The sequence below is a fragment of the Rhizobium sp. SVR5-2C genome, assembly GCF_056755115.1.
This window is the reverse complement of record NZ_JBNDHT010000183.1, coordinates 1-11,193: the sequence shown is the minus strand read 5'-3', so window position 1 is coordinate 11,193 and position 11,193 is coordinate 1. Positions and strand designations below refer to the sequence as shown.

General features: G+C 61.0%; 10 protein-coding genes and 3 pseudogenes. 9 read left to right on the top strand and 4 right to left on the bottom strand.

Annotated elements, in window-relative coordinates:
* A pseudogene (locus ACPYOI_RS32340) lies at window positions 1-160 on the bottom strand (IS6 family transposase); the annotation flags it as partial.
* A 264-nt stretch (window positions 161-424) separates the two neighbouring features.
* Between ACPYOI_RS32340 and ACPYOI_RS32335 the strand changes: the two are divergent.
* The 8 genes from ACPYOI_RS32335 (at window position 425) to ACPYOI_RS32300 (ending at window position 8,161) form a co-directional block, all read left to right on the top strand.
* Complete coding sequence (locus ACPYOI_RS32335) at window positions 425-1,711, top strand: GAF domain-containing sensor histidine kinase (protein WP_481423910.1); 1,287 nt, start codon at window positions 425-427, stop codon at window positions 1,709-1,711.
* Between the two features lies 1 nt (window position 1,712).
* A complete protein-coding gene (locus ACPYOI_RS32330; protein WP_481420088.1) occupies window positions 1,713-2,453 on the top strand; it encodes a response regulator in 741 nt (246 codons plus the stop codon).
* Window positions 2,454-2,566: 113 nt separating this feature from the next.
* Window positions 2,567-2,758 (top strand): tautomerase family protein, encoded by a 192-nt coding sequence (locus ACPYOI_RS32325; protein ID WP_481423909.1) that lies wholly within the window; start codon window positions 2,567-2,569, stop codon window positions 2,756-2,758.
* 3 nt (window positions 2,759-2,761) lie between these two features.
* Window positions 2,762-3,646 (top strand): SMP-30/gluconolactonase/LRE family protein, encoded by an 885-nt coding sequence (locus ACPYOI_RS32320; protein ID WP_481423908.1) that lies wholly within the window; start codon window positions 2,762-2,764, stop codon window positions 3,644-3,646.
* Between the two features lie 98 nt (window positions 3,647-3,744).
* Window positions 3,745-4,758: an ABC transporter substrate-binding protein gene (locus ACPYOI_RS32315; RefSeq protein WP_168834273.1), complete on the top strand. Its 1,014-nt coding sequence runs from the start codon at window positions 3,745-3,747 to the stop codon at window positions 4,756-4,758.
* 11 nt (window positions 4,759-4,769) lie between these two features.
* Window positions 4,770-6,239, top strand: coding sequence for a sugar ABC transporter ATP-binding protein (locus tag ACPYOI_RS32310; RefSeq protein WP_481423911.1), 1,470 nt, complete (start codon window positions 4,770-4,772; stop codon window positions 6,237-6,239).
* A 31-nt stretch (window positions 6,240-6,270) separates the two neighbouring features.
* A complete protein-coding gene (locus ACPYOI_RS32305; RefSeq protein WP_246704762.1) occupies window positions 6,271-7,218 on the top strand; it encodes an ABC transporter permease in 948 nt (315 codons plus the stop codon).
* Window position 7,219: 1 nt separating this feature from the next.
* Window positions 7,220-8,161, top strand: coding sequence for an ABC transporter permease (locus ACPYOI_RS32300; protein ID WP_481423907.1), 942 nt, complete (start codon window positions 7,220-7,222; stop codon window positions 8,159-8,161).
* A gap of 511 nt (window positions 8,162-8,672) precedes the next feature.
* On the opposite strand, the pseudogene ACPYOI_RS32295 reads toward ACPYOI_RS32300, so the two are convergent.
* Window positions 8,673-8,765 (bottom strand): annotated as a pseudogene (locus ACPYOI_RS32295) (SOS response-associated peptidase); the annotation flags it as partial.
* 61 nt (window positions 8,766-8,826) lie between these two features.
* Window positions 8,827-9,878, bottom strand: a pseudogene (ligD, locus tag ACPYOI_RS32290) (non-homologous end-joining DNA ligase).
* 277 nt (window positions 9,879-10,155) lie between these two features.
* Here ligD and ACPYOI_RS32285 point away from each other — a divergent pair.
* Entirely contained in the window at window positions 10,156-10,941 is a 786-nt protein-coding gene (locus ACPYOI_RS32285) for an ImuA family protein (protein ID WP_481423906.1), read from the top strand.
* Window positions 10,942-11,094: 153 nt separating this feature from the next.
* Here the strand turns inward: ACPYOI_RS32285 and ACPYOI_RS32280 are convergent.
* On the bottom strand, window positions 11,095-11,193 hold a 99-nt coding region (locus ACPYOI_RS32280), incomplete at its 5' end, for a cupin domain-containing protein (protein ID WP_481419767.1).

Below are 11,193 nucleotides of genomic sequence, written 5' to 3'. Positions count from 1 at the left end.
GTTGCCCGATCGTTTCATACGAGACGGGGATCCCGCGCCCCAGCAGCATTTCCTCGAGAAGACGCAGGCTCAGCGGAGATCGGAAGTAGAGCCAGACCGCATGGGCGATCACAGCGGGTGGAAAACGATGGCGCTTGTCGCTGATAGTGGCCCGGATCATGACCGCCGACTACCGCCGAAAGCTTCATCGCCGGTTAACCTGACATCACCAGCGGGGGAATGCGGCTTGGATAGATCATCGCAACCGCGACTGGATCAGGAAAGGTTGCCAAGGGAACAGTCACTGATCGGCCGATCGGTCAGAGAGCTATTTTCGCTTTTGTGGCTTTTGTCGTCACCGACCATCGCAAATAGTGTCATCTCCGGACGAACGTGGCATTAATGCTGTGCTTCGAGGAAAAGCGCGATTGTCGGAGGAGTGACGATGATCAGACACAATGGAGAGCTGTTCGACCGGATGCTCGCGATCTCGCGAGCCTTTGCAGGACATATTGAGGCCGGGGCAGCATTTCGGGCAACGGCAATAGAGATCTTCAAGTTGCTGCCACATGACCATATCGATGTCGCCGTTCTTTTGAACGGCGGACAGAGCCACATTTGCTACGAAACAGGCTACCAGACGACCTGGAGCGAACTCGCGCTCAGCCCACCGCCGGTCGAACTGAGCCCGGTACGGGCGGTGCTGCGAGGTGAGGTGCCGTATCTCTTGAGTGACGATGCACTCGGAGACGAGCGGTTTCACTTTACCGGCGCCATAGACGAGCCGATCTTTACCGCCCGGTTACGCAGCCGCATCGTCGTGCCGATGCGGTCAAGGGGCGAGATCATCGGTGCCCTCAACATCAGTAGGCACGAGCCTGGCTGTTATACGCCTGCCGATCTGGAGATCGCCCAGCACTGCGCCGAATTCATCGCACCCTATATTTTCGCATTGATCCAGAGCGAGGAGGCACGCCGGGCGATGATGGCGGAAAGCGATGCGCGCAATCGCGAAGAAATCCTGCGCTTCGGCGCATCTCGGCTGACCGAAGGCATGGAGCAGGAGCGGCGACGCATCGCCATGGACCTCCACGACCAGACCCTTGCCGACCTCGCCCGCGTCGTGCGCCAGGTCTCTGCGCTGCATCGCCACGGGATGGCCGGCGTCAGCCAGCTTGCGGATCTCGAGCGGGAGATCGTCAACTGCCTGACGGAGCTGCGCCACATCGTCGACGATATGCGCCCGAGCGTGCTCGAGCTTTTCGGCTTGCGCGATGCCATAGAGGCCCATCTCAATCGCAGCGTCAGCCGGGCAACTCCTTCGATTGCCGTGCGGATCCATGATACCAGTGAAGGCGCCGCCGAAATGCTGCCGGAGCGCACGTTGACGTCGATCTATCGGATCGCTCAGGAAGCGATCAACAATGCAGTCAAGCACGCGGTGCCGCGCCGCATCGAGGTATGCATGGACTCGACACCATCGCTGCTGAAGATCGTCGTCACCGATGACGGCGCCGGTTGTGCCCCGGCCGACCCGCAGGCCAATGGCGGCATCGGCCACATGCACACGCGGGCGGCGCTGATCGGTGCGCAGCTTCACATCGGCCGCTCCAGCCGCAAGGGCGGTACGCGAGTGGCAATCGAAGTGCCGCTTGGTGGCGAGATGACCCCACCCGGCGTGCTGTCGCAGGGCGCTGCGGTCCGCGCAGTGAACGCCGCTGGGAGACTCTGACATGTTGGTGTTGATTGCCGAGGATGACGGATTGCATCGCGCTTTCGTGCGCGCCACGATCGAGCACCTGTGGCCCGGCGATGTCGAGGTGATCGAGGCAGGCAGCGGCGACGTCGCAATCGATCTTGCGCGACGCCGCGAGCCGCCCTACGTGGTGCTCGACCTGCAATTGCCGAAAGCGACAGGCATTGAGGTGGCGCGATCCATCTGGAGCCGTCGGGCTGATACGCAGATCCTATTCTGGTCGAATTTTGCCGACGAGTCCTATGTGCGCGGTGTCGCTCGTATCGTGCCGCCGGGCACGGTTTATGGCTATGTACTGAAATCGGCGTCGGAAGAGGGCATGCGCTCGGCCTTGCGGGGCGTCTTCGCCGAAGGCCATTGCATCATCGACCGGGAAGTGCGCGGCATCCAGCACCGTGTGCAGGATCGACTGGAAGGCATCACCGACAGCGAATATGAGAGCCTGATCGATGTCGCGCTGGGGCTGACGGACAAGGCGATCGCCGCCCGCCGCGGCCTCTCTACGCGCGGCGCGCAGGCGCGCATCCGCCATCTCTACGAAAAGCTCGGCGTCGTCATGGCCGAGGACGGGGCGGGCGAGGCCTCGCTCTTCAATTCCCGCACGCGGGCGATCTATCTGGCCTTTGCCCGCGGCCTTATCAATGTCGATGCGCTGAGGCGCGCGCAGGAGAGCCTCAACGCCTGGATAGACCAGGCTTCGGCAGCGAAGGAGCTCTGAAGATCCGAGTGTGTGTTTGCACATTCAAATCTGCGTCTTCAAACGTAGCCGAACCCTTCCATCCGTGGCTAATTCGGGCACAAGCAATAATAAAGTACATGGGAGAACACGCGATGCCCTTCATCAACATTCAGATTCTCAAAGGCCATCCCCAGGAGCGTAAGGACGAGATGGCGCGTCGCGTGACCGCTGCCGTCAGCGAGCTGGCCGAACTGCCGAAAGAGGCGATCTGGGTCGTCTTCGAGGACGTCTCGTCATCCGACTGGTTCGTCGGCGGAAAATCTGTCCAATCCTCGAAGAGCTGAGCCATGGCGAGGAGCAACCGCGATCCGGGATTTGCCGACGTGGTCGGCGACGCGGCGCTGGAGACCCTGGCAAGCGGTCTCGGCTTCGCCGAAGGTCCCGTCTGGCATCCTTACGAGAAATGGCTTGTCTTCAGCGACATGCCCGAAGACCGCATGTATATCCGCCGGCCTTCCGGGGCGATCGAGGATTTCCGTCGGCCGAGCAACAAGGCGAACGGCAATACGCTGGACCGCGAGGGGCGTTTGCTCACCTGCGAACATGCGATGAGCCGCGTCACCAGGTTCGAGCGCGACGGTTCGACGAGTGTCGTCGCCACACACTACAAGGGCAAGGAACTCAACAGCCCAAACGACATCGTCGTTGCGACCGGCGGCGCGATCTATTTCACCGACCCGACCTACGGGCGGATGGAATATTATGGTGTGCCAAGGCCGCAGGATCTTTCCTTTCAGGGCGTCTATCGCGTCGATCCGGACGGTTCCAACTTGACGCTGTTGGTGGATGATTTCGCCCAGCCGAACGGGCTCTGCTTCTCGCTCGATGAATCGCGCCTCTTCGTCAACGACACGGAGCGCCAGCATATCCGGGTCTTTGCCATCTCGCCGCAGGGCGAACTCACGGGCGGGGCGGTCTGGGCCGAGACCAAGGGTGAGGGGCCGGGTGCGCCGGACGGGATGAAGATCGACAGCTGCGGCAACGTCTATTGCTGCGGGCCGGGCGGCATCCATGTCTTCGATCCGTCGGGCCACATGCTCGGCATTATCCGCACGCCAGAGCCGACCGCCAATTTCGCCTTCGGTGACGAGGATCTGAAGAGCCTCTATATTACTGCTTCGAGTTCGCTGCACAGGCTAAGGGTGCGCGTGCCGGGGTTAAGATTGTTCTGACAGCCGGGAAAACCGGCTAGCAGGAGTGGATGCCGATGGAGGATCGGCGCCGGGTGAAAGCCTTTCACTCAAGTCCAAACAACTTAGGGAGGATTGAAATGCGTAAAGTCTTTGTACTTGCCAGCCTTGCCGCACTGCTTGCATCGGGCACGGCCTTTGCCGACACGAGCGGCAAGAAGATCGCCTTCTCGAACAATTATGCTGGCAATTCATGGCGTCAGGCGATGCTTAAGAGTTATGACATCGTCACCAAGAAGGCGGTCGCCGACAAGGTGGTCGGAGCCGCCGACGTCTTTACCACTGCGGATCAGGAAGTGCCGACGCAGGCTGCCCAGATCCAAAACCTAATCCTGCAGGGATACGATGCGATCGTCATCAATGCCGCCTCGCCGGACGCGCTGAATGGCGCGATCAAGCAGGCTTGCGAAGCCGGCATTGTGGTCGTCTCGTTCGATGGTATCGTCAACGAACCCTGTGCCTATCGCGTTGTCGTCGACTTCGAGGATATGGGTAAGCAGGAAATCGAGCAGATGAAGAAGTTCCACCCCGAGGGCGGAAACCTGCTCGAGATCCGTGGCCTTGCCGGGACTTCAATCGACGATTCGATCCACAAGGGGCTGCAGGAAGGCGTCGCCGCTCATCCGGAATTCAAGATCGTCAATTCCGTAACCGGCAACTGGGACCAAACCACTGCGCAAAAGGCCGTTGCGACTGTTCTGCCGTCGCTGCCGGATATTGTCGGCGTCGTCACCCAGGGCGGTGACGGCTACGGTGCCGCTCAGGCCTTCGCCGCTGCCGGCAAGCCGCGCCCAACCATCATCATGGGTAACCGTCAGGACGAACTGCAATGGTGGAAGGAGCAAAAGGCAAAGGATGGTTATACGACCTGGTCCGCCTCGATTGCGCCGGGCGTTTCTACGCTCGCCTTCTGGGTCGCCCAGCAGGTGCTCGATGGCCGCAAGGACATACCGCATGATCTGCTGGTCCCCTATCTTGCCTTCACGCAGGATGATTTCGAGCAACATCTTCCCGAAATTCCCGTCGGCAGCGTTGCGACCAAGGAATATACACAGGCCGATGCGATCGAGGCCATCAAGGCCAACATCAAGTGATCGTTGCGCCGATGCAGGCCGAAGCCGCCCGAACCATTATCAGCCTTCACCGCGCCGAAAAGGATTTCGGCGCGGTGAAGGCGCTCCATGGTGTGGACTTTGCAGTGCGGCCTGGCGAATGCGTCGGACTTGTCGGCCACAACGGCGCCGGGAAGTCGACGCTCATTAACATGCTGGCGGGAACGCTCTCGCTCGACCGCGGCCGCATGATGGTAGGCGAGACGGTCGGGGAGCATTATTCGGTTATTCGCGCGCAAAGCCTTGGAATACGTTGCGTCTTTCAGGAACTCTCGCTCTGCCCCAATCTTTCCGTGGTTGAGAACACCCGGATCAATCATCCAGCTCTGCGCCGCTTCGGCTGGCACAAACGCGCCGCCGAACTGATTACCGGCAAGCTCGACGAGATCTTTCCAGAGCATGGCATCGATGCCTCCGATATCGTCGCAGATCTTTCGATCGGGCGGCGGCAGATGGTGGAGGTTGCCCGAGCCTTCACCGTGACGGAGGAGCCGTTGAATCTTGTTATCCTTGACGAACCGACCTCTTCGCTCGATGCCCATACAGCCGGCCAGTTGCTCGCTTTCGTTCGGCGCTTCGTTGCGGCCGGCGGCAGCTGCATCCTGATTTCGCATGTGCTTGGCGAGGTGCTGCAGAATGCCGACCGCATCGTTGTCATGCGCGACGGCAAGGTCGTGGCTGCCGATGCGGCACATGCCTATGACCGTGACCGGCTGGTCGCGACCATGGGAGGGGCTGCCCATCGCGAGAAAGGCGCAGCGCAAGCCGTCGCCGTCAAGCCAAAGGGTGGTCCGCGCGTGCGGGCCCGCCCTGCGCGTCAGGGCGACGGGGCCGAACTTGTTGCCCTATCAGGATCCATTATCGGGCTTGCCGGGCTTGCCGGCCACGGCCAGACCGATCTGTTGCTGGCGATCTTCAACGCTTCCCGGCGCGGCAAGATCGGCATCGAGGTGACGGCGCCGGTTGCCTTTGTCGCCGGCGACCGGCAGTCGGACGGCATCTTCCCGCAATGGTCTATCGCGGAGAATATCGGCATCCGATCGCTGAAGCGGCTACGTGCCGGCCTGCTCATCTCGCCGAAGCGCGAGGCTGAGCTTGCCGATGCCTGGAAGCGCCGGATCGGCATTCGTACCCCCGATACGGACAACAATATCCTGTCGCTTTCGGGTGGTAACCAGCAGAAGGCGCTCTTCGCCCGCGCGCTTGGATCCGACGCCGAGATTATTCTGATGGATGATCCGATGAGGGGCGTCGACATCGGCACCAAGCTCGAAGTTTACGATCTCATCCGCCTGGAGGCCGCCAATGGCCGCACCTTCATCTGGTATACGACCGAGACGGAAGAGCTCGACAATTGTCACCATGTCTACGTCTTCAAGAACGGCCGCATCGTCGCCAACCTGACGCGCGACGAGCTGACCGAGGAGAAGATCATCCAATCCTCCTTCGTCGAGGCAAGCTGAGATGGCATTCATTTCGCTGAACAATTCCGTTATGCGGCCTGCCCGCAGCAGCGCCGGAAGGGCACGCACCCTGCGCGCCATGCTGCCGGCGCTCTCACTGGCTCTCGTGCTTCTTGCGATCGGCTGGCTCAATCCGCGCGCCATCTCCTATTTCGGCTTCAGCCTGATGCTGAACCTCTCGATCCCGATTGCGCTCGCCACCATCGCGCAGATGTTCGTCATCGCCGGCAACGAGCTCGATCTATCAATCGGCACCTTCGTCGGTTTCGTGGGCTGTGTCACCGCCACTTGGCTGCGCGAAGCACCGCTGCTCGGTGTGACCGTGCTGCTTGGTTCGATTTGTATCTATGCGCTGCTCGGTGCACTGATTCACCTGCGCAGCCTGCCGTCGATCGTCGTGACGCTCGGCATGAGCTTCGTCTGGCAGGGACTGGCGATCCTCGTGTTACCCAAACCCGGCGGCAAGGCGCCGGAATGGCTTCAGGCGATCACGTCCTTCAAGCCGCCCTTCATTCCTTTTCCGATCGTCGCCGCTGTCGTCATTGCCGCCGTCGTCTATTTTGGCCTGATGCGGACCTCCTACGGCGTCATCTTGCGCGGTTCGGGCGGCAATCCGGCGGCGCTAGCGCGGGCCGGCTGGTCACTTTTGCGCACCAAGATCACACTCTTTGCGCTGGCCGGAAGCTTCGGCGTACTCTCGGGCCTGACGCTGATCGGCATTACCTCGTCCGGCGATGCCAATATCGGGAATGGCTATACGCTGCTGTCGATCGCCGGCGTCATCCTCGGCGGCGGTGAATTCATGGGAGGGCGCGTGTCGCCGATCGGCGCGGTCATCGGCGCGCTGACGCTGGCGCTTGCCGCCTCGTCACTGCTGACCTTCATGCATATTCCGCCGGACTGGCAGGTGGCGGCGAATGGTGCGATTCTCATCATCGTGCTTGCCGCTCGCGCGCTCATCAGCCGCAAGGAGGCATGACATGCCGCAATTGAAAGCGCTTGCCGCAAAGCCCTGGATTTGGTCCTTCGTCGGCGCTCTCGCCGCCTGGCTCGCTACCATTGCATTTACCGGCGGCTACGGCGCCGGCGGCATGCTAACGGCCGCCTTCTCGCTTGCCGTCTTCATGGTCATCGTCGGTACAGGGCAGATGTTCGTCATCACCCTTGGCCCCGGCAATGTCGATCTCTCGCTGCCGGCCAATATCGGGCTTGCCAGCGCCGTCGCGATGAAGAGCATGGACGGGCAGGACAGCATGATCGTCGTCGGCCTGCTTGCCGCACTCGCCAGCGGTGCTGCGGTCGGCGTCGCCAACTATCTGCTGATCTGGGCGCTGCGCATTCCGCCGATCATAGCGACGCTCTCGGCAAGCTTCATCATCCAGTCGATCGACATCAGTTATGGACGCGGCCTGCAGATCAAGCCACCGCCAGGTTTTGCCGAATTCACCAATCTGCAGATGTTCGGCGTTCCCTTGCTGGCGCTTCTCGCCGTCCTCTTCACGCTGGGTGCCGGCGTTGCGCTCCACCGGATGATCTACGGGCGCTCGGTGCTGGCGATCGGGCAGAATATCCGCGCCGCCTGGCTTGCGGGCGTGCATGTCGAGCGCATCCGTTTCCTAACCTATACCCTCTCGGGCACGCTTGGCGGTCTGAACGGGGCACTGCTGGCCGGCTATTTCCGCGGCGCAAATGTAGATATTGGCAATGAATACCTGCTTTCCTCAATCGCCGTCGTCGTCATCGGCGGAACCTCTGTCGCGGGCGGCAAGGCTAACATTCCGGGCATCTGGGGAGCTGCCCTTTTCCTCGTGCTTCTCCTGACCATGCTCAACACATTCGGCGTTAGCGCCGGTGTGCGCCTGCTGCTCACCGGCCTTATCATCGTTGGCGTCATCACCGCTGCCGGAGGCAAGCGTTCGTAGGATCTTGGGCCCTCCTATTCGGCGTCTCAGCCATTTGGCTCAGGGTGACGCCGCCCACTCGAAGGCGCCAATCCAATTGCTGCCGGAGGACAGTCAGCAAAGCTCGTTGCTTGCGGGCTTCGCTCGATAGCTCAGGGGCTTCCAAGGGCACTCGGCAGGTTTGGCAGCCGCTGCTATCACTGACACTGAGTAGAGATACCGGACTGGAGCATCGTTTTCAAGCGATAGGCAGAGGCCCCCTATGCTGACCGGCCTCCCCAGTACCACCTGGTCAGGCCGAGCGTGGCGGCCTGTCGAGTACAATCTTGATTGCCAGTGGTCAATCACCGTCGGTCAGTCATTTGAGCGACCTTTCATGATTGGTACGCATCTTCGCGATCCATTCGGGCAGGAAGGCCGGCGGGAAACCACTGCTCCCCACGGACCGTCCCTTTCCCAGCCTGATCCGACAGCTACGCCCATCATGCCCAGGAACAGCTGCTGGGCGATCGCGTTCGAGGCTGCATTATTTCTGATAGGCCGGCATCAGGTTGATCAGGCTTTCGGCATCCTGGGCCCATTTCGCTACCCAGTCCCTGTCTTCCATGCGATAAAGGTTGCACATGCCAGATATCTACTCCGCCGAGCTCGAACGGACGACAATCTAGCGTATGGCGCTGATTTCGCTAGTCGAGCCGGAGGACGTCGGCATTGTCCTGGCGTTCTCGCAAGCCTTTGTAGGATGGATGGCGAAGTTTGCCGTCCGTCGTCCAGGCGCGAAACTCGATCTCGGCAATCAGGGTTGGCTCGACCCAAACAATATCGGCACTTCCGGAATAGGGCAGGGGCGGTTGCTTTCGCTTCCAGCGCAGCTTGTCCAGCATCTTCCGCAACCTAATGGCCTCGGCTTCCTTGAAGCCGGTGCCGACGTTTCCGACGTGGACGAGATCGGCATCGCGATAGGCGGCAAGCACCAACGAGCCGAAGCCGACAGGGGACGCCCGATGACATCTCATAACCGACGATGAAGAAAGCCTCGCTCTGCACGCATTTGATTTTCACCCAATCTCCGGTCCGGCCGGAGCGATAGGGCTGATCACAATGCTTGCCGACAATCCCTTCCAGGCCGAGGCCGCAGACACTCCAGGAGGATGGCGGGTTCGGCGTCGAGTGTCTCTGATAAACGGATGGCACCGTCCTTGCCGTCCAGAGCGTCTTCGAGGAGATGACGGCGGGAACGGTATTCGACACCGCGCAGATCGTGGCCATCCAGATAGATGAGGTCGAAAGCGTAGAGGATGGCGTCCGAGGCACGGTTTCCAGGCTTTTTGTCGGATGCGCCCAGCGATTGTTGCAGCAGCCCGAAATCCGGCCGCCCCTCTTCGTCGAGCACCACGGCTTCGCCATCGATGATCATCGTCGCCGGCCCGAGCGCGCGGGCGGCCTGCTCGATCGCCGGAAACCGATGCGTCCAGTCATGACCGCCGCGGGTGAGGATCCGGATACGTTGCGGCTCGATATGAACAGCCAGCCGATAACCATCCCATTTCACCTCCCAGCTCCATTGGTCTCCCGCGGGCGGCTTGGCCTTCAATAGCGCCAGCGCCGGCTCGACGCGGCGGGGCATGGGATCGAAAAGCAGCTGTGGCTGGGCCGGATTGCGCTTCTTGCGCGGCCGCGAACGGATCGGAGCCTCGGTGTCACGAAGGAGCGGTTTTGATCTCGGAGGCTTCGTCATGGTGGCAGTTCAGCAGAAAAACCTTAAAGACACTGTGACGATACCGGATTTGTCCCCGCAATCCACGCCGGAGAGGGTGCGGGTTCTAAGAAAAAAATCTCAATAGGCGCTACCGGCCTGATTCTCATGGATATTCTTCTGAATCCTGATGTTCAGGATAATATTCCCATCCTTCAAGTTGCTTGACTCTTCATTTCGACAGGAACAGAAACAGAACATCCGCATTTGCTCGACATGATGTCGGCCGCCAACACGACCTTGAAGGGAGCCGTGAACGATGACTGCTGCCCGTGAGCGGGTAATTTCCGATCTGCGCGAGCGCATCGCCTCGCTCGAGGGCGTGTCAGCCAGGAAGGCTGGCTGTCTTTCCTTCGGGGTACCGGAAATCGATGCGGTCCTGCCGGGTGGTGGCCTTGCCTACGGCGCCCTGCATGAATTTGCCGGCGGCGGGGCGGGTACCGTCGATGGGGCGGCGGCAGCGCTTTTCGCAGCCGGCATCGTGGCCCGCACCAAAGGTCCCGTTGTCTGGTGCCTGACGCGGCCGGACCTGTTTTTTCCCGCACTCGCTGGGGTTGGGTTGCTTCCCGACCGGGTGATCTTTGTCGAGTCCGACAAGGAAGAGGACGTCCTCGCCAATATGGAGGAAGGGCTCTCCTTCGGTGGACTCGGCGCGGTGGTTGGCGAGATCGTTCGCCTTCCTATGGTCGGCTCACGCCGGCTGCAGCTGGCGCTCGCGGTGCGACGATGGCGACGGCAGACGGAGGCGAATGATTGCGGCCAGCCGACCGCGTCGACCACGCGATGGCGGGTGAGCGTCATGCCATCGGAACAGGCGGGCAAGGGACAGTTCCGCAGCCAGTTGCGCCCCTTAGTCGCGGGCGCGTTCCATCGCGGCGCAGCCGACTTCCGCAAAGGCGGGTTGCGGGACAAGATTTGGCAGGTCTTCGAAGAGGCGGATGTGCCGCTCAATCACCTGATCCTTGAGGTGACGGAGTCGGTTTATCTAGGCCAGCGTGACCACGTGGTCGCCAACGAGATTAAGGCTTGCGCGCTGAAGGCCTGAAGGTCGGCTGGACGATTTCGGGACCGGATATGCTTAATGCGCCCTCATCTCGCCCGTTGATTACACGCAACTCCGCACTTGAAACCTGACGTCCTCCACCAACGCTGCCAATGTACGGAGACGGGGTTTCAGGAGGATTCACTCAACGGCCGCTTACGAAGAAGTCACAACAATAGCGGTTGAAATTTCCTTGCCTTCGCGGCGGTAACTGTGCGGAACGCTAGAGTCAAAATATATAGCGTCTCCTGTATC

Bases quoted from the DNA above. Each gene is read 5' to 3' on its own strand.
- ACPYOI_RS32335 (WP_481423910.1), top strand. From the start codon at position 425: ATGATCAGACACAATGGAGAGCTGTTCGACCGGATGCTCGCGATCTCG.
- ACPYOI_RS32330 (WP_481420088.1), top strand. From the start codon at position 1,713: ATGTTGGTGTTGATTGCCGAGGATGACGGATTGCATCGCGCTTTCGTG.
- ACPYOI_RS32325 (WP_481423909.1), top strand. From the start codon at position 2,567: ATGCCCTTCATCAACATTCAGATTCTCAAAGGCCATCCCCAGGAGCGT.
- ACPYOI_RS32320 (WP_481423908.1), top strand. From the start codon at position 2,762: ATGGCGAGGAGCAACCGCGATCCGGGATTTGCCGACGTGGTCGGCGAC.
- ACPYOI_RS32315 (WP_168834273.1), top strand. From the start codon at position 3,745: ATGCGTAAAGTCTTTGTACTTGCCAGCCTTGCCGCACTGCTTGCATCG.
- ACPYOI_RS32310 (WP_481423911.1), top strand. From the start codon at position 4,770: ATGCAGGCCGAAGCCGCCCGAACCATTATCAGCCTTCACCGCGCCGAA.
- ACPYOI_RS32305 (WP_246704762.1), top strand. From the start codon at position 6,271: ATGCGGCCTGCCCGCAGCAGCGCCGGAAGGGCACGCACCCTGCGCGCC.
- ACPYOI_RS32300 (WP_481423907.1), top strand. From the start codon at position 7,220: ATGCCGCAATTGAAAGCGCTTGCCGCAAAGCCCTGGATTTGGTCCTTC.
- ACPYOI_RS32285 (WP_481423906.1), top strand. From the start codon at position 10,156: ATGACTGCTGCCCGTGAGCGGGTAATTTCCGATCTGCGCGAGCGCATC.